The organism is Flavobacterium commune (genome assembly GCF_001857965.1).
GTDB classification, from domain to species: domain Bacteria; phylum Bacteroidota; class Bacteroidia; order Flavobacteriales; family Flavobacteriaceae; genus Flavobacterium; species Flavobacterium commune.
In genome coordinates this window covers 3,351,013-3,369,992 of record NZ_CP017774.1, presented here as the reverse complement: position 1 = coordinate 3,369,992, position 18,980 = coordinate 3,351,013, and the positions used below count along the sequence as shown (strand labels likewise).

The window sequence follows — 18,980 nt, the reverse complement described above, 5'->3', positions numbered from 1 at the left end:
ATCAATCAAATGTTCTCGGACTTAAAAAACTCGTTGTTGTACTTTCAATTTTTTTGTCGCCGTTATACACTTCAATTTTTAATTTGGTTTTATCACTTTCCAACAAATATTTATTAATTTCAATAAATAAGGTTCCGCTACTCATACCTTGTTTAGGTACTTTTAAACTTTGTTTTCCAACCAGTTTTAAATCGCCTTTAATACCCTTTAGTTTAAAATGAATCGCATTAAAATCATTGTTGGTCTTATTGATTATTTTATAGGTAAATACATTACTAATGTTTTCGCCTTTATGCTGATACAACTGTCCCGGTAATCTTAAAATAAGTGCTTCAACATCAGTACGCAAAAACAACAAACCAACTAACATTGCAATTAAAATCACCAAAATAGCAGTGTAAGCTTTCATTCTGGCGGTGAATTTAAAAGGTGCTTTTTTCTCTATTTCATCTTCCGAAGCATATCGAATCAAGCCCTTTGGATATCCAACACTCTCCATAATTGTATCACATTCGTCAATACAAGCGGTGCAATTCACACATTCCAGTTGAGTCCCATTACGAATGTCAATACCGGTAGGACATACATTTACACATTGATTACAATCGATACAATCCCCCTTACCGCTTAAATCCCTGTCTTCTTTTTTATTGAATTTAGCTCGTCCTGCTTCTTTTTCGCCACGAACAAAATCATAAGCCACATTAATGGATTTATTGTCTAAAAGAACACCTTGCAATCTTCCGTAAGGACAGGCAATAATGCAAACCTGTTCTCTGAACCATACAAAAATAAAATAGAATATCCCTGTAAAAATCAATAACGAAATCAAGGTTTTTAAATGATTAGCAGGACTGTCTCCAATTATTTCAATCAGATTATCACTTCCTATCAAATAGGCTAAAAACACATTGGCAATTCCGAAAGAAATAATCAAAAACACCGTCCATTTTAATGCTTTTTTTCTAATCTTTTCGGTATTCCATTCCTGTTTTGCCAATCGCATTTGAGCTCCCCTATCGCCTTCAATCCAATATTCTATTCTTCGAAAAACCATTTCCAAAAAAATAGTTTGTGGACAAATCCAACCACAAAAAATACGTCCAAAGATTACTGTAAAAAGAATAATAAATACTACCCCAATAATCATAAAAAGCACAACCAAATAAAAATCCTGAGGCCAAAATGGAAAACCAAAAATATTAAAGCGACGCTCCAAGATGTTAAACATCATGAACTGATTGCCATTTACTTTTAGAAACGGATTGGCAACTAAAATTATCAACAGAAAATAACTCAGCCATTTTCTGTAATCATATAATTTACCTGATGGTTTTTTAGGATAAATAAATTTTCTTTTCCCTTCATTGTCAATCGTTCCAATGGTATCCCGATAGCTATCGGGACTAAAGGCTTCGTTTGGTAATTTTGACATATTTTTTTGTTTGCTGTTTATTGAGTAAAAACATTAGATTTTAAACTTAATAGCTCTTAACTTCTTAATGGTTTAGAAAAAATGTTTAATTCATTCAAGCATTTATTTGGCTTCGGGAGTTGGAGTTTCTTCAACCCATAAATCTCCTTCAGCTTCTTTAGCATCTTTTGGATTACTTCCTTTTAAAGACAAAATGTAACTGGCTACTTTTTGAATTTCTTTAGGTTTAAGGGTTCCTTTCCAGGCAATCATCCCTTTTCCGTCACGACCTCCATTAGTAATTGTATGAAATATATTTTTAACTCCACCTCCCAGAATCCAACGGTCATCGGTTAAATTAGGACCAATTTGTCCTCCTCCATCGGCTTTATGGCAGGCAGCACAATTGGTTTCGAAAGTGGTTTTACCAATAGCCAAATCAGCTGGATCAGTCAGTTGTGTCACTGTTTTTTCATCCATTAAATCAGGGGCGTTTTTCATATATTCAGCCACTTCAATTTTGGCTTGAGCCAATTCTTTTTTTAATTCCATCTCCTGATTGTCGGCTCCTAAAATCTCAAAACGCACTAAATAAATAGCCGCAAAAACAATACAGGCATAGAAAGAATACACCCACCAAGGCGGTAAATTATTGTCTAACTCTTTAATTCCGTCATAATCGTGATTCAATAATAAACTTGCCTCGTTTTCAATAGGAACGGTTCTTGTTAATTTATTCATCAAACCTTTGAACCAAGCCGATTCTTTTAAAGGTAATTTTTCCTCAGCAGCTAATTTTGCTTTTTCTTCCTCCGGCAAAATTTGGTACACAATTGTATCGGCTGCACTAATGACAATTTCAATTGCAACCAATAACACTAAAACAACTACTAGGATAACATTAACAATAGGGAATTTTATAAATGCTGCTCTGTCCCCAGAATCAATAAAATATTCTATAGCACCAAATATGGTAAAGAAAAGCACAATTACTCTAAGATATGCTGGAATTATTTTTTTCATTTTACTTATTTTTAAATCCACTTTTCATTTCCTATTTGATTATTTTTACGAAAACCAAAAGAATATGAGTCAGGAAATTAACAACTACTATTTTAACTATTCAATTAACTTATCTTCCTGAAAAGGAATTTGACTCAACTCATCAATTTTTTCTTTTTTATAGAAAAAAACCCAAAATCCTAATCCCACAAAGAAGGAAAAGAAAATTAACAACGATAGTATTGGATATATCGACACCCCTGCAATGGTCTCCATATTGTGTTTTATTTGCTCAAACATGTTTTTATTTTTTAAAGGTTCTGAAGTTCTGAGCAGCTAAGATTCTTTTTTTTTACTTTTTAATTAGCAACTTAAAATCTTAGCCTCTCAGCTACTTAAACGATTATTTCACTTTAATATCAGTTCCTAATCTTTGGATGTAAGCAATCAGAGCTACAATTTCTCTATCCTTCATTGGAACAAATTTTTCTCCTCTGGCGGCTGCTTTCTTTTTGCTTTCTTCATAACTTTTTACAAAATCAGGATCAGAATGCAAACTATTTTCAATTTCCTGAGATTGTTCGTTAATAGCATTTTGAGCATTCGCAATATCAGTATCAGTATAAGGAACTCCTAATGTTCTCATGGTTTCCATTTTGCCTTCAATGTCCGAAATATCTAAGGCTTTGTTGTCAAACAACCATTTGTAACCCGGCATAATTGACCCGGCCGAAGTACTCTGTGGAGACCACATGTGATTAAAATGCCAGTTGTCATTGTATTTTTCACCTACTCTTAATAAATCAGGTCCTGTACGCTTTGAACCCCAAAGGAATGGATGATCATAAACAAATTCACCTGCTTTAGACTGAGGTCCGTAACGCTCTACCTCACTTCTAAACGGTCGTACCATTTGAGAGTGACAAGACACACAACCTTCACGAATGTATAAATCACGTCCTTCGAGTTCTAATGGTGTGTATGGTTTTACACTGCTAATTGTTGGAATATTCGATTTCACCATAATCGTAGGTACAATTTGAATAATTCCTCCAATCAAAATAGCAACAGTAGCCAGAATGGTCAACTGAATTGGTTTTCTTTCTAACCAAGGATGAAATTTCTCTCCTTTTACCCTGCCACGGCTTATTTTTTGCAATTCAGGCGCTTCGGCTAATTCATCTTCAACACTATCATTTGCTTTAACCGTTTTATAAATATTATACACTAAAACAAACATTCCTATAATATACAATGTTCCTCCTACGGCACGCATCCAATACATTGGAATAATCTGAGTTACTGTTTCCAAAAAATTTCCATAAGTCAACGTCCCATCAGGATTAAATTGTTTCCACATAGACGCTTGCAGGAAACCTGCAACATACATAGGTAAGGTATAAAGTATAATTCCTAAAGTACCTATCCAAAAGTGAACATTAGCCAATTTAAGAGAGTACAAAGAGCCTTTTGTCATTCGGGGAATCAACCAATAAATAACTCCAAAAGCCATAAATCCGTTCCATGCCAAAGCTCCTACGTGTACGTGAGCGACAATCCAATCCGTAAAATGCGCAATAGCATTTACATTTTTCAAAGACAACATTGGTCCTTCAAAAGTTGCCATTCCATAACCTGTAATGGCTACTACAAAGAATTTTAAAACCGGTTCGGTACGCACTTTATCCCAAGCCCCACGCAAAGTCAATAATCCGTTTATCATTCCTCCCCAGGAAGGTGCAATCAACATTATTGAGAAAACAACTCCTAGATTCTGAGCCCAGTTTGGCAAAGCAGAATACAATAAATGGTGTGGTCCAGCCCAAATGTATAAGAATATTAATGACCAAAAGTGAACAATTGACAATCGATACGAATACACCGGACGATTAGCGGCTTTAGGAATATAATAATACATCAAACCTAAGAAAGGCGTAGTCAGGAAAAAAGCAACCGCATTGTGTCCATACCACCATTGTACCAAGGCATCCTGAACCCCAGCATAAACAGAGTAACTTTTTAATCCCGAAACAGGCAAAGCCAAACTATTGAAGATATGCAACACGGCTACGGTTACAAAAGTGGCCAGGTAAAACCAAATGGCAACATATAGATGACGCTCTCTTCTTTTTATAATTGTACCAATCATATTGATACCAAAAACTACCCAAATTAATGCAATAGCAATATCGATAGGCCATTCTAATTCGGCATATTCTTTTGAAGTAGTATATCCCAAAGGAAGCGAAATAGCCGCTGCAACAATAATCAATTGCCATCCCCAGAAATTAAGATTACTCAAAAAATCAGAAAACATTCTGGCTTTTAAAAGTCGCTGTAACGAATAATAAATCCCCGCAAACATGGCGTTACCAACAAAAGCAAAAATAACTGCATTAGTATGCAAGGGTCTTAATCTACCAAAACTCAACCAGGAAACACCATCAGTCAGGTTAGGAAATAAAAATAAGATGGCTAATAAAAGCCCGACTGCCATCCCGACTACCCCAAAAACTATGGTAGCATAAATGAACTTTTTAACAATTTTGTTGTCGTAATAAAACTGCTGCATTTCCATATATTAAAATTAAAATGTTTGAAAAAAATTAAAAATTATTGCGTCTGCTCCCTTTTAGACCTCCGCTTCTGAATTCTGCCTTCTGAATTCTGCTTTTTTGTTTTCGAAATTTCATCGTCAAAAAGCATTCTGACCGATGGCGTGTAATCGTCGTCATACTGACCACTTTTAACCGCAATAACAAAAGCGATAAAAAAGCCTATTGCAACGAATATGCTAATGGTTATTAATAAATAGATGACACTCATACCTTAAATTTTACACTCCAAAATTAGACTCCCAGCTTCGGGAATTCTATGACATTTATCATGCTTTGGATTTTAATACTGTTTGTTATTTCAAAATAGACCACCCCGTCCGCCGCCGCGGGTATCCCTCCAGAGGAAAAGAAGTCGCATAATTACCCTACTCCCAACTTCTAACTTCCCACTTCTAACTTCCTCGCATAATAATTACTCATTAGCGTTACAAAACTCACAATGGTTACTGTACTTAAAGGCATAATGATTGCCGCTACCAGAGGTTCTAATTTACCCGTTACGGCAAAAGTCAAGCCCACCACATTGTAAAGCAATGACAAGCCAAAACTCATTTTAATCACCCACATAGATTTCTTAGAAAGTTTCAGGAAATAATGCAGTTTTTGAAACTGATTTGCTTCTAAAATGGCATCGCAGGCAGGTGAAAAAACATTTACATTTTCAGAAATAGAAATCCCTACATTACTCTGAGCCAAAGCTCCGGCATCATTCAGTCCATCACCTACCATCATCACATTTTTACCCGATTCCTGCAATTGCCTGATAAACTCTAATTTCTGTTCCGGTTTTTGATTAAAAACCAATTCGGTTTCCTTAGGCAAAAGTTGCTCTAAAGCCTCTTTTTCTCCGGCATTATCTCCAGACAATACTTTTACTTGATAATTGGATTTCAAACTTCTAAAAAGCGTTTCTAAACCATCACGATATTGATTTTTAAAAATATATTTTCCGTAATAGATACCGTTAATCTGGATATGAACTGAAGTTTGTAAAGTCGAATTGACTTCAGAACTTCCGGCAAAGTTTGCCGAACCTATTTTAACCGAACTTTCAACCACTTTTGCCTGAATTCCTTTTCCGGTGATTTCTTCAAAATCGGTGATTTTCACTTTGCCTACATCTGGCAAAAAGTCATACAACATCCTACTTAAGGGATGATTAGATGCCCGCAATACTGATTTTATCCGAATCAAATTATTCTCAGAAAGAGGCTCTCCTTCATACGAAATATTCGATTTTTTATTGGTGGTAATCGTTCCGGTTTTATCAAAAACAATCGTATCTACTTTTGCTAATTGTTCGATTACCAAAGCATTTTTAAGGTAAAATTTTTGCTTGCCGACAATTCGCAATACATTTCCCAAAGTAAAGGGAGCTGTCAAAGCCAAAGCACAGGGACAGGCCACAATTAGTACCGCTGTAAAAACATTAAAAGCCGTATTTACATCTTTAAAAATCCAATAGCCAAATCCCACAAAAGCAATCAATAACAAGATGGGCGTGAAATAACGCGAAATGCTGTCGGTGATGTTTTTGTGTTTTTGTTCTACATTTTTCTGGAATACATCATTGCTCCACAATTGGGTCAGATAACTTTGAGAAACAGAAAACAACACTTCCATTTCGATTACTTCCCCTATTTGTTTTCCTCCTGCAAAAACTTTGTCACCTGATTTTTTGTTTATCGGGATGGCTTCACCGGTAACAAAACTATAGTCAATAGTCGCATTTTCACTTATCAGGATTCCGTCAACGGGAATTAATTCCTGATTTCGAATCAACAATCGATCTCCTTTTTGAATATCATAAACAGCCACACTTTCTTCGGAAGTATCGGTGTTTATTCTGGTAACAGCAACCGGGAAATAGGATTTAAAATCTCTTTCGAAACTCAGAAAACTATAGGTTTTAATTTGGAACATTTTGCCCAAAAGCATAAAGAAAACCAAACCGGTCAGGCTGTCAAAAAAACCGGAACCGTAATCCATCACAATATCAACCGTGCTTCGAATAAAAAAAACAACAATTCCTAAAGCGATCGGAATATCAATATTGAGCATTCTGGATTTGATACTTTTATAAGCCGAAACATAATAGCCACTGGCCGAATACAGAAACGAAGGCAAAGACAAAGCAAAAATTAGCCACCTGAAAAACGGTTTGTAATTGTCCAGCCAAAATTCCTTCACCTCAAAATATTCCGGAAAAGAAAGCAGCATAATATTTCCAAAACAAAAGAAAGCCACACCTAATTTATAGGTTAAACTTCTATCGACTTTTTGTTTTCCTGTCTCGTAATTTTCCAGACTGATATAAGGTTCGTAGCCAATGGAACACAACAATTTCACAATTTCACTAAGCGAAACTTTTTGTGGATTGTAGTTAATACGCACTTTTTTGTCAGGAAAATTAACCTGAGAAACATTTATTCCCTCCTGAAGGCGTTGTAAATTTTCCAGAATCCAAATACAAGAACTACAATGTATATGAGGAATGCTAAGTGAAACAATAGCGGTTGTATCCTCTTGAAATTCCAATAATTTTGAAACAATGTTTTCATTTTCTAAAAAATCATATTTACCATTATTATCCTGCGGAGTTGCTCCAGGTGATTTTTCAAAATCATAATAAGAAGTCAAATCATTGAGACTAAAAATTTCGTAAACCGTTTTACAACCGGCGCAACAGAATTTTTTTGCATCAAAAATAATTTCAGCTTCTTTTACAACATCTAAACCACAATGGAAACAGTTTTGTGTATCCATAACTTTGCTCATTTTACCTTATGCAAAATTCTTAAAGGAATACCTCATAAAATATGATATATATCATATAAATACTTAATTTTGCAAATAATCAAATCATTCATTCAAAATGAGCAAATGTGAACAATGTATCGTTAGAGAATTCAGCTCTTTAAAAGCACTCAACAAAGACGAATTAGTAAAACTTGCCGAGTGCAAGACTTCTCTTTTGGTAAAAAAAGGCGAAGTGATTTTTGAAGAAGGTGAAAATGTAAACGGTATCTTTTGTGTTAAAGACGGTGTTTGCAAATTGACAAAACTGAGTCCAAATGGTAAAGATCATATTGTAAAATTGGTTAGCAAAGGAGAACTTTTAGGACAACGCTCAATGATAAGTGAAGAACCTGTAAACCTTAGTGCCGTAGCGCTTGAAGACATGCAGGTATGTTTTATTCCAAAAAGTGAAATCATGGGCTTTTTTGACAAAAACAATCAATTTTCAATGAATGTCATGAGAACCATTTGTGGTGATTTGAAAGAATCAGATGACCATGTGGTCAACATGGCTCAAAAAACTGTAAAACAGCGCCTTGCCGAAACACTACTCTATCTTCAGGATACTTTTGGTAAAAACGAAGATGAAAGCCTAAAAATTCAATTAACCCGGGATGAACTCGCCAGCATGATTGGTACCGCTACCGAAAGCTGTATTCGACTATTATCTGATTTCAATAAATTAGGTTTGATTGAATTAAAAGCGAAAAAGATTGTGCTTAAAAATATTCCTCAACTTAAAAAGATGGTTTAAGATTTTATTGTTTTCCTATTCTTTCTTTGTTTTTTATATTTACTTTACAGTAGTAAACATCGATAACTATACGTATATTGTTGCTATTTTGTAATGATTAAAATATAATTCAAAAAAGATAATGCAGTCAAAACTTAACATCAATGAATTTAGAGAAAAATTAAAAAGCTCTATAGAAATTGGACATCCACAACTCAAAATTAATACACCATTCAATTTGTTTTTTTTCGATTCTTCAAAATCTTTTTACGGACGTTACGATGACAAAACATTCTATCTGACATTAAATTACAGAATTACTCATAGTTCATACCTCATAAAAGGAAATTATAAATTTGTGAATAAAAAACTTCAAATTCAATATGAAATTTTTCCGAAATTTAAATATCAAAAATATTTTTTACTATTATGGATAGCTTGTGGAATTGGCATGATAACTTATATCAATTTTAAATTCGGTAACAAAAATGATCTAATGATACCAAATCTTTTTTTATTATTAATGTTACTATATGGAAGTTCCCAATACAAGTTGAGTAAAAAAATTATAGAAAAGAAATTTAGAAAAACATTTGAAATTTACTCTTAAAAAACAACCAGTCTGAGCAACTACAAAGGATTAAAACATTAGTTCAATACCTCTCTAAAATCATTCTAAAAAAGGTTGATTTTTAGTTAAAGTTCAAAATTCCAGAAGCCCATTTCCAAAAAATATCCTAAAGTTTCCTAAATTTTAAGTTATAAAGCCAAACTGATTTTTTTAGCTTGGCTTTTTTTATTTTATTTAGTTTTTAAAACAAAAATGAAATGAAAAAACTAATTCTAATCTTAAGTATTATTGCTTTGGCAGGTTGTAAATCCAAAAAAATTACGCCAAGCGAACCTAAAGCAGATGAAGTTGTCCAATTGGCTTTAAACCAAATCAACAACAATCAAAAAAACAAAGCCTACGAATTAGGAAAAAGAGTTTTGATGACTTGTAATACCTCAAAATTCAAGCCTTTTACCAATAGCGAAGCTACAACCTCTGTTATTAATAACATCACTATCGAAAAACTCTCCAAAACCTGTACTAAATACCGACAATGGTACGGTACTTTTAAAGATTTAGAATTAGCCGAAGTTTACCAAAACACTAAAGATCAAACAACAGTCTATCGATTTAAAGCTTTGTATTCTAAAAAAGTAGCCAACAAAGAATTACGTGTTTTTATGAACACTGATAACTTAGTTTCAGCAATAAAAACATCCGACTGGACAACAACTTTTACGTACAACAAATAATACCAATTATAATTATCAAACAGCCAGAAATTTTCTGGTATAAAAAGGCACAATTATGAACATGAGACTGCTGTTACTATTTTTTCTTATCCATTTTTCAGTTTCAAGTCAGGAGATGATGACTGTAAAAAATAAGCAATTCAAGGGAACAGGTGTCTGGAATTTCATCAGTACCAATTATACTCTTGGCGGTGAAGTTCAGCTACAGTTGGCTAAAACAGAGAATGGCGGATTATTAAAACTTTCGGTTGTTACCACAAATCCTAAATCGATGATTGCAGGCACAGTTTACGTTTATTTAAGTGACAATAGTTTTATCAGTTGCATCGACAAAGGACAATTTGAAAACACTGAAAACAGCCTGAGCTCTTATTTTAACTTTACAGCCGCCGAAATGAACAAACTCAAAAAACATAATATTACATCGATTCGTTTTAATATCAAAGGGACATCAGGAAATTTTGCCAATCAAATAGGGAATTTTACGGCTGTCAATAAAAAATCCTATTATTCAAGTCGTTATCAAAATACTCCAAATATTTTTGAAACAGCTAAAGAAATCAATAATTTATACCAGTAAGTAAGCTTATACAAGTCTAAAATCAAAGCTCCAATCCAACTCTTTTTTATACCACAATTGACCTTGAGCGACTTCAAGAGGACAATCGAAATTATTAGTATAAAGCGCTCCTGTTCCCAATCCCTGAGGCATCGGATTTTTTAATAAACAGGTCCATTGTGCAATGGCATTTAAGCCAATATTAGACTCTAAAGCCGAAGTAATCCACCAGCCAATTTGGTGCTTTTCGGCTAACGAAATCCATTCTTGAGTTCCCCTAAAACCACCTACAAAACTGGGTTTTAAAATGATGTATTGCGGCTTAATTTTTTGCAGTAATTGTTCTTTTTCAGCCAATGAAAACACACCGATTAACTCTTCATCTAAAGCAATAGGAAAAGGTGTTGTTTTACACAGTTCTGCCATACTGTCAGTGTTGTTTTTTTGAACAGGCTGCTCAATACTATGTAGTTTAAATTCAGACAATTGATTTAATTTATATAAAGCTTCATTTAAACCAAAAGCACCATTAGCATCTACACGTATTTCTACTTGTTCGGGAGTAAAATATTCCCGGATATAGTGCAATAATTCCAGTTCTTTTTCGAAATCTATAGCACCGATTTTGAGTTTGACACAACGAAAGCCTTGTGCTAATTTTTCTTCTATTTGCTGCTTCATAAAAGCCGCTTCGCCCATCCAAATCAAACCGTTAATTTCGATTGCTTTTTCGCCTTCGGTAAAGGCAGAAGGAAAGAGCAAAAAAGGAGTTTCACTCGCCAAAGACCGAAAAGCCATTTCGACTCCAAACTGTATCGAAGGAAACTCAATCAAAGCTTCCCAAAGTACATCTTTTCCTAAATGAATATTAGCGCAAGTCCATTGTAATTTGGCTTCATAATCAGGTCGATCATCAGCGCTTAAACCTCTTAGGATTCCGCACTCTCCTATCCCTTTTTTTCCGTCTTTTTCCAGGACCAGAAACCAGGTTTCTTTTTCGGTCATAACCCCACGAGAAGTTCCTGATGGTCGTTTGAAATTAAGAATGTATTTATGATAGGTTGCTTTCATTGTTTTAACCACAAAGGGCACAAAGTTTTTTCACAAGGTTCACTAAGAACTTAATATTTTACTAGTCATTATATTTTGAATATAATTTAGGTAGTAAATTTGGTAATTCATCTTCAGTCCAATCAACCCCTTTTGTTGGAGGTGCTCCAAAATCATAATCTAAACCAATTTTACCTGCCTCATTTCTTGGAAAACTCTCATCTTCTTTTTTTCCTGATTTTATTTCATAAGCCTTAGTTGCTACATACATCAACCCCTCAAATTCATGAATTTTGTCCTGATTCACAACATTCGTTAAATAATCTGGATTCTTTAAAGTTTCTTGAAAGATAGTTTTTCCTTGTCCAATAAGCCAACAGCGAAAATATAAATATGAATCATCACTCACATAACCTTCGATAATTTTCATAGCTGCCATTATTTTAAACTCATCAGCATCAATAATACATTTACGAAAAGCAAATTCAAAATTTTTGATTTCAACTAAAGAAAGTTTTTTAAGTTCGCTTATCAATATTTGTTCTTTAAGATCATCATTCCCTTTTGACTCTTTTACAGCATGACCTATAATTGTCCAAAATTTATCTGTCTTAATTGTATCAACAACTATATTTGATTTTACTTTAATAAAATTTGACATATTTTTAGTTTTTTCTGTTTGTTCCATTTTTTTACACCCCAAAAGAATTAAAAATAAGGGCATTAAAATTAAAAATATTTGTTTCATTTCAGACATTTAAGATTAAAAAACAGAATATTCAATTAATTCAACAATTTCAAAACCCTTTCAAAATTCTCATTTTGAATTCCTGCTTTTGCAAAAGTTTGATAATCGTCTTTTATTTTTTTAGTCCAGCTTAAACTATCAGTTACGTTTTGATTTTGGTATTCTTTATAGATTGTTTTTGCTTTCGAGTATTCGCCATTTAGCAAATAAGCGTGCGCCAGATTCAATTTGACCAATAATTCCGTATCATCCAGTTTTTCGCCTTCTTTCAAGGTTTTAATAGCTTTTCCGTATTGCTTGGTCAATAGATAAGCATAACCCAAATTACTATAATCTAAAGCAGTTGCTTTTTGTTGATTGACGATTTCGTTGTAGTTTTTTATTGCCGAGCTATAATCGCCTTTTTTAAGATTATTCGACGCTTTAACTCTCAAATCATTAAAAACCGTTTTGGCAATTCCGGTTTCTTCAAAACAACTCGCACCAAAATCCTTATACGCCTTGGTTTGTTCCATAGGCAAGAGTTTTTGAAATTCTTTAAAAGTGTATTCTTTTTGGATTTTATCGCCAATACAGACGCAAAAATCATCTGAATTTGCCATTTTTCTGGCTAATGCCGAAGTTTTGCATTGGCTAATGATGTTTTTTCTATTTTCCAATGTCCATCCTCTACTCAATTTTGCATCTACCCAAGGCACGACTTCGAGAACGATTTTCTGCTTCATAATCCAATTCGAACTTTCGAAACCAAAATACAATTTACCTGCATTCGATTTCATACAAGCCGATTTATCAATAGAAAGTCGCTTGGCATCTTTGCTTAAAGGCGTATTTTGAACCAAACAAGCATTAGTCGTTTCTCCTTTTGAAATGTAATCAGCAGTTAATTCTTTAGTCGAAAAAATAGCGTATTTGCATTTATCATCTCCAGAAATTTTGGATGCTAAAAAAACTGCTCCCGCCGAACCCTGACTAATTCCTGTTGGATCCGGAATGGATTTTAAAACCGAAACCAGACTACTCGCCATTTGCTGATTGTCATCCAAAAGCGTGATTCTATAAATCAATTCGGTAGTTCCTGCCGGAAAATCATCGGTTTCCACAATAATTTTGTCTCTGGCTGAAACAACAATTTCTTTGTAAGTAGCACGTTCTTTGTCCCAATAACCTGTTTTTTGAGCAAAAACGGACTGGCAAAAAATGCTAATAAATAGCAGTGTAATTATTTTTTTCACGGATGTAGTTGGTGTTAACTATACGAAACTAGCCCTGATAGTAGCGAAAATCCTTGATTGCCGGTGTTCGGCAGGCAAGATTGCAGCGGATAGCAGGAATAGCTTCTAAAAATTTACAATTCGATACTGTCTCCTATTTCAAGCAGCATTAAGTCTTTTCCTTTGTCGAAAAATCGTTGAATAGCTTCTTTATGATCGATTTTTATATATCCAAAAGTATCATAATGGTAGCCTAAGATTTTATCACATTCCACAAAATCAGAAGCCAAAATAGCATCTTCAATATCCATGGTAAAATTATCGCCTATTGGAAAAATGGCTAAATCCAATTTGGTCCGCATTGGAATCAGTTTCATATCCATTGTCAAAGCAGTATCGCCTGCGATATAGATGTTTTTATGTTCGCCTTCGATAACAAAACCACCCGGATTTCCTCCATTTGAACCGTCAGGAAAAGAACTCGAATGAATGGCATTTACATATTTTACCTTTCCAAAATCAAAATTCCAGCTTCCACCGTGATTCATCGGATGCGATTGAAAACCTTTGGCAGCATAATATCCCGCAATCTCTGCATTGGATACAATCACCGCATTAGTACGTTTAGCAATTGCTTCCACATCCAAAACATGATCACCATGAGCATGTGTCAGCAAAATATAATCGGCTTTTAAATCCTCAATATCAATATGTTCGGCTAATGGATTTGCTGAAATAAAAGGATCTACAATAATGTGTTTTCCACCCACTTTAATTCCTAAAGCAGCGTGTCCGTAATAGGTTATTTTCATTTTTATTTTTTTTGAGTGATGAGTAACTAGTGAATAGTAATTAGTCCTTAGTTCTTAGTCCTTAGTTCTTAGTCCTTAGTTCTTAGTTCTTAGTCCTTAGTTCTTAGTCCTTAGTTCTTAGTCCTTAGTTCTTAGTCCTTAGTTCTTAGTCCTTAGTTCTTAGTCCTTAGTTCTTAGTCCTTAGTTCTTAGTCCTTAGTCCTTAGTTCTTAGTTCTTAGTTCTTAGTTCTTAGTTCTTAGTCTTTAGCGATTGGTAAACTCCAATCTTGGAAGTTCAATGGGTATAGAATCCCTGTATCTAATTTACAATCACTAATCCCAATTCACTTTTTATTTTTACTATTTATTGTCGCTAAGGACTGAGGACTAAGAACCAACTTATCTTCCGCCTAAAAAAGCATTCACAACTATATCTGAAAAAAAGTAAATCATACACAAAGACAATAAAACAGCAAGTGCAAAAGTACTTAAGGCTAATTTTTTTAACTCGGGATCTAATTCTTTAGGTTCTTGATTTTTAGAAACCGTAATTAAATGTTTAGTTAAAGGAATATAAGCCAACAAAAACAGGTATTGATCAAATTTAAACTCACTTATAATTGCAAATACCAAAGTCAAAACCATCGCACCACCAATTAAAAAGTAATGGTATTTTTTAGCTTTTGCTCCACCAATTTTTACCACAATGGTATTTTTCCCTGCCTTTTTATCAGAAGCTTCATCGCGCATATTGTTCAAATTCAAAACACCTACACTTAAAAAACCAATAGCCATGGCCGGCAAAATCAATTCCAAATCTAATTGCTTGGAATACAAAAAGTTCACTCCTAAGGTACTTACCAATCCGAAAAACACGAATACAAACAAGTCACCATAACCACGGTAACCATAAGCGGTATTTCCAACGGTATAACGAATAGCCGATAAAATGGCTAAAATCCCTAAAACAAGATAGAATAACGAATAGAATAAATTAGTATCTCTAAAAGCATAATAAATCAATGCCATTGCCGAAAGCAAGGTCAAAAAAGAAGTGATAATAATAGCACGCTTCATCGCGGCAGGCGTAATCACACCACTCTGAATGGCACGTTTAGGCCCTATTCGGTCTTCATTATCGGTTCCTTTCATTCCATCACCATAATCATTGGCAAAATTGGAAAGAATTTGCAATCCTAAAGTTGTTAATATAGCAAAGCCAAAAAGTCTCCAGTTAAAAACTTCGGTAGGTGTTAATATTTCATCGGTAGGATGTGCCAGAGCATACATACTTCCTACGATAATTCCTGATACAGACAAAGGTAAGGTGCGCAATCTTGCGGCTTCAATCCAGTGTTTCATGTTAAAAAGTTAGAGATTAGAAATTTGAGATTAGAGGTTAGAAATTTGAGGTTAGAGGTTATTTTAATCGGGTAAAAATTATTCATTAAAAAACTTCCTTCTTCCCACTTCTAACTCCCCACTTCCTACGGCAACCATTTCTTTTCAAAATTCGGTTTTCTTTTTTCAAGGAAAGCATTTCTTCCTTCCTTAGCTTCTTCAGTCATATAAGCTAATCTTGTAGCTTCTCCGGCAAAAACCTGTTGTCCTACCATTCCGTCATCAGTAAGGTTCATCGCAAATTTCAGCATTTTGATTGATGTTGGCGATTTAGCCAATATTTCCTGTGCCCATTCGTAAGCTGTTGCTTCTAATTCGTCATGTGGAACCACAGCATTTACCATTCCCATTTCAAACGCTTCCTGAGCCGAATAATTACGTCCTAAGAAGAAAATTTCGCGTGCTTTTTTCTGTCCCACCATTTTAGCCAGATAAGCAGAACCGTAACCTCCGTCAAAACTGGTTACATCGGCATCGGTTTGTTTAAAAATAGCGTGTTCTTTACTTGCTAAAGTCATATCGCAAACCACGTGTAAGCTATGTCCGCCGCCTACAGCCCAACCCGGAACTACTGCAATAACCGCTTTTGGCATAAAACGGATCAATCGTTGTACATCTAAAATATTCAATCGATGGTAACCGTCTTCCCCAACATAACCTTGGTGTCCGCGTGCTTTTTGATCACCTCCACTACAAAAAGACCAAACCCCGTCTTTAGTACTTGGTCCTTCAGCAGAAAGCATAACCACACCTATTGAAGTATCTTCCTGCGCATCATGAAAGGCATCTAAAAGTTCTGAAGTTGTTTTAGGTCTGAAAGCATTTCTCACGTTAGGCCTGTTGAAAGCTATTCGGGCAACACCGTTGCATTTTTTATAAGTGATATCTTCGTATTCTTTTACTGTTATCCAATCCATTCTAAAGGGCTTAAATTATTTTAGCGTAAAAATAAATCATTTTTTACACTTTATCTATGCTATCCTTTATTTAGCCTAAAAAAAGAATTATTAACTCAAAAGCAGAATCTACAAAACAAAATACTAACCAATAAATCACCAACTTAAAATAAGTATTTTATTACTTTATTTTTTTATATTTACAGTAGTTCCTTCAACATACAAAAACACTATTTGATTATGAAAATATGGAATACTTATACTTCAATTGTTAAAAACAACATCTTGCTCTCTTCTCAGGAGAATAAAGATTTAAAATATTGGCGTGATGATATGTTTTCAAATACCATAATCTACATCATTCCGTTAAGTGTTATTGCCTTGATTCCCTCGCTGATTTGGGCTTTTGAAGAAAAACTTTATCTGATGGTTATAGTGGATATATTTTCGGTTTTGCTGGCTATTTTTACAGGAATTAAAAAAGGAATCAAAATAAAACAACGCAAACTTTTATTCATTGGAACTGTATATACCTTAAGTTCTTTTCTCATTTATTATGTAGGATTAAATAGCACACTGTATCTACTTGCCGCCTGTTTTTTAGCTACTTTTATTTATACTTTTAAAAACCAATACGCTCCAGCTCTTTTCAATATCTATATTTCTATTTTTTACATTCTCTTATATTATCTTGAGATGACTCCACCTCACAATATCAACTTTAAATCAAGCGAACTTTTTGCGGTTTTTTCAAATTTGATTTTCCTGAGCTTTTTAGTTTGTTCACTTGTTCCTAAATTATTCCATGGTCTTGACGAAAGTTTTAAAAACAACATCAAACACACTAAAAAAATCGAAAAACAAAATGAGGTTTTAAAAGAAATTACCTGGATACAATCACATGTGGTGAGAACACCATTGTCCAGATTAATGGCAATAACCAATCTTTTGAAAGAAAACGATAATACAGAAGAAGAAAAAACATTTCTAATCGATAATATTGTCGTTTCCAGCAATGAATTAGACCAAATTATTCAGGAAATTGTTTCCAAATCAGAAAAAATACGTTCGTCTGAAAATTAGTCTCAGAATAATTCTAACAACTTATTTTTCTTTATTTCAACTCCAATTCCGATTGCAGTAATCCTTCTCCCGTTAATCCTTTGATAGTGTTAAAATTTATCGAATAATGATATTTTTTTGAAAGCTGAAAACTTTTTTTTATTAATTTTAGGCATAGTTAGTTCAGGAATTGGTCAAATATTTACAATACAGGCTAACTCGCGAGTTTTAAACTGATTTATTAACCTAAAAAAAGATTATTGAAAAAAACAACAAGCTTTATCACTCTTTTTTGTACGTTACTAAATTTAAACTTCGGAAGAAAAGAGCCCAGCAGGGAAACCCTGAATTATATTAGAATTTACTCAAAGTAGCACCAAAGGTAAAAAGTTGGATTACTATACGAGACAAAAAAAGTCATTAAAATGAATGCGTAAAATCCAAAGAAACTGCTACTACCAAAGGTTTTAATGCAAAATGAGATTCCAAATATCATTTTGAGGTTAAAAAAAGATAAAGAAAGAACGGTAAACGAGAAACTAAAATAGTTTCCTATTGTTAAATACATTATAGTTTGTCCAAAAATAAGATAGGCTATAAAAGAGAAAGACTAACCGAAAGGATTAGTCTTTCTTTTTTATATATCGTTTTGAAAAAAGTATAAATCACCTCAATACTATATTAAAGCCATAAAAAAACTATTTTTGCGAAGACCAAAGCCAAGCTAAATTGCATTTACATTACTCATGAAAAACTTTATTTTTTGTCTGGAAGCCGTAGCCGATATAGAAATTCTCATGGATACTCCCGTTATTAAAAACCTTGAAAATCTAGCCCTTGAATACCAAATAAACAGTATTTATAAAAGCTGCGACACCATCGAAGGACTGGAAGAAAGCTTAGGAGCTTTGCTTTATGATGATCATAATTTCAAAGATTATAAAATTATCTATTTGGTCATGCCGGGACAGGAAAACAATATTTGTCTTCATGACTATTACTACAGTTTAGAAGAAATTGCCGAATTATTTGAAGGAAAATTAAAAGGCAAAATTATTCACTTTGCCAATTTGAAAGCCTTGGATTTAATCGAAGAAGAAGCCCAATATTTCCTTGATGTTACCGGAGCCAAAGCCATTTCAGGTTACGGAAGAGCATTACCGCCCAACATGGCCAGTATTAAACTCGACGTCGCTTTTTTTAATTTGTGTCAGGAAGAAGATGATGTTGTAGAAATTGTAGAAGAATTACATCAAAAACATTACGAAGCCTGCAAATTACTCGATTTCAGACTGTACTATTAAAATATTTTTAGAAAAAAATCAATTTCGGGAACTCATTAAACTTTAATAACTTCGCAAAAGCTAACTTAATTGATTATTATACTA

Annotated in this window: 18 protein-coding genes; 6 read left to right on the top strand and 12 right to left on the bottom strand. The window is 33.8% G+C overall.

Annotated features, from left to right (window positions below):
- Window position 1: 1 nt before the first annotated feature.
- The 6 genes from ccoG to BIW12_RS13910 form a co-directional block, all read right to left on the bottom strand.
- Window positions 2–1,435, bottom strand: a complete 1,434-nt coding sequence (gene ccoG, locus BIW12_RS13935; RefSeq protein ID WP_071185669.1) for a cytochrome c oxidase accessory protein CcoG — start codon at window positions 1,433–1,435, stop codon at window positions 2–4.
- A gap of 102 nt (window positions 1,436–1,537) precedes the next feature.
- Window positions 1,538–2,437, bottom strand: a complete 900-nt coding sequence (locus BIW12_RS13930) for a cbb3-type cytochrome c oxidase N-terminal domain-containing protein (protein WP_071186443.1) — start codon at window positions 2,435–2,437, stop codon at window positions 1,538–1,540.
- A gap of 96 nt (window positions 2,438–2,533) precedes the next feature.
- Window positions 2,534–2,716: a CcoQ/FixQ family Cbb3-type cytochrome c oxidase assembly chaperone gene (locus tag BIW12_RS13925; protein ID WP_071185668.1), complete on the bottom strand. Its 183-nt coding sequence runs from the start codon at window positions 2,714–2,716 to the stop codon at window positions 2,534–2,536.
- Between the two features lie 103 nt (window positions 2,717–2,819).
- The gene (gene ccoN, locus BIW12_RS13920) at window positions 2,820–4,994 is read right to left on the bottom strand and encodes a cytochrome-c oxidase, cbb3-type subunit I (protein WP_071185667.1); all 2,175 of its coding nucleotides are present in this window, start codon (window positions 4,992–4,994) and stop codon (window positions 2,820–2,822) included.
- A gap of 35 nt (window positions 4,995–5,029) precedes the next feature.
- Window positions 5,030–5,242 carry a cbb3-type cytochrome oxidase assembly protein CcoS gene (gene ccoS / locus BIW12_RS13915; RefSeq protein WP_071185666.1) on the bottom strand — a complete coding sequence of 71 codons (213 nt, stop codon included), beginning with the start codon at window positions 5,240–5,242 and terminating at the stop codon, window positions 5,030–5,032.
- Window positions 5,243–5,412: 170 nt separating this feature from the next.
- On the bottom strand, window positions 5,413–7,800 hold the full coding sequence (locus tag BIW12_RS13910; RefSeq protein WP_071186441.1) for a heavy metal translocating P-type ATPase: 2,388 nt from the start codon (window positions 7,798–7,800) through the stop codon (window positions 5,413–5,415).
- Window positions 7,801–7,909: 109 nt separating this feature from the next.
- Between BIW12_RS13910 and BIW12_RS13905 the strand changes: the two genes are divergently transcribed.
- The 4 genes from BIW12_RS13905 (at window position 7,910) to BIW12_RS13890 (ending at window position 10,451) form a co-directional block, all read left to right on the top strand.
- Complete coding sequence (locus tag BIW12_RS13905) at window positions 7,910–8,587, top strand: Crp/Fnr family transcriptional regulator (RefSeq protein ID WP_071185665.1); 678 nt, start codon at window positions 7,910–7,912, stop codon at window positions 8,585–8,587.
- Window positions 8,588–8,708: 121 nt separating this feature from the next.
- On the top strand, window positions 8,709–9,176 hold the full coding sequence (locus BIW12_RS13900) for a hypothetical protein (RefSeq protein WP_071185664.1): 468 nt from the start codon (window positions 8,709–8,711) through the stop codon (window positions 9,174–9,176).
- Between the two features lie 218 nt (window positions 9,177–9,394).
- Entirely contained in the window at window positions 9,395–9,871 is a 477-nt protein-coding gene (locus BIW12_RS13895; protein ID WP_071185663.1) for a hypothetical protein, read from the top strand.
- Window positions 9,872–9,926: 55 nt separating this feature from the next.
- Complete coding sequence (locus BIW12_RS13890; RefSeq protein WP_071185662.1) at window positions 9,927–10,451, top strand: hypothetical protein; 525 nt, start codon at window positions 9,927–9,929, stop codon at window positions 10,449–10,451.
- Window positions 10,452–10,457: 6 nt separating this feature from the next.
- Here BIW12_RS13890 and BIW12_RS13885 read toward each other — a convergent pair whose 3' ends face one another.
- The 6 genes from BIW12_RS13885 to BIW12_RS13860 all read right to left on the bottom strand — a co-directional run bounded on the left by BIW12_RS13885 (window position 10,458) and on the right by BIW12_RS13860 (window position 16,551).
- Window positions 10,458–11,501, bottom strand: coding sequence for an o-succinylbenzoate synthase (locus BIW12_RS13885; protein WP_071185661.1), 1,044 nt, complete (start codon window positions 11,499–11,501; stop codon window positions 10,458–10,460).
- A gap of 61 nt (window positions 11,502–11,562) precedes the next feature.
- Entirely contained in the window at window positions 11,563–12,228 is a 666-nt protein-coding gene (locus BIW12_RS13880) for a DUF4240 domain-containing protein (protein WP_198033425.1), read from the bottom strand.
- Between the two features lie 35 nt (window positions 12,229–12,263).
- Window positions 12,264–13,463 carry a tetratricopeptide repeat protein gene (locus BIW12_RS13875; RefSeq protein WP_071185659.1) on the bottom strand — a complete coding sequence of 400 codons (1,200 nt, stop codon included), beginning with the start codon at window positions 13,461–13,463 and terminating at the stop codon, window positions 12,264–12,266.
- Window positions 13,464–13,576: 113 nt separating this feature from the next.
- Window positions 13,577–14,254: a metal-dependent hydrolase gene (locus BIW12_RS13870; protein ID WP_071185658.1), complete on the bottom strand. Its 678-nt coding sequence runs from the start codon at window positions 14,252–14,254 to the stop codon at window positions 13,577–13,579.
- A gap of 378 nt (window positions 14,255–14,632) precedes the next feature.
- A complete protein-coding gene (menA, locus tag BIW12_RS13865; protein WP_071185657.1) occupies window positions 14,633–15,595 on the bottom strand; it encodes a 1,4-dihydroxy-2-naphthoate octaprenyltransferase in 963 nt (320 codons plus the stop codon).
- Window positions 15,596–15,720: 125 nt separating this feature from the next.
- Window positions 15,721–16,551 carry a 1,4-dihydroxy-2-naphthoyl-CoA synthase gene (locus tag BIW12_RS13860; protein ID WP_071185656.1) on the bottom strand — a complete coding sequence of 277 codons (831 nt, stop codon included), beginning with the start codon at window positions 16,549–16,551 and terminating at the stop codon, window positions 15,721–15,723.
- A 219-nt stretch (window positions 16,552–16,770) separates the two neighbouring features.
- Between BIW12_RS13860 and BIW12_RS13855 the strand changes: the two genes are divergently transcribed.
- Both BIW12_RS13855 and BIW12_RS13850 read left to right on the top strand, forming a co-directional pair.
- Window positions 16,771–17,613 (top strand): hypothetical protein, encoded by an 843-nt coding sequence (locus BIW12_RS13855; protein WP_071185655.1) that lies wholly within the window; start codon window positions 16,771–16,773, stop codon window positions 17,611–17,613.
- Between the two features lie 725 nt (window positions 17,614–18,338).
- A complete protein-coding gene (locus tag BIW12_RS13850; protein ID WP_071185654.1) occupies window positions 18,339–18,896 on the top strand; it encodes a DUF6642 family protein in 558 nt (185 codons plus the stop codon).
- Window positions 18,897–18,980: the final 84 nt, after the last annotated feature.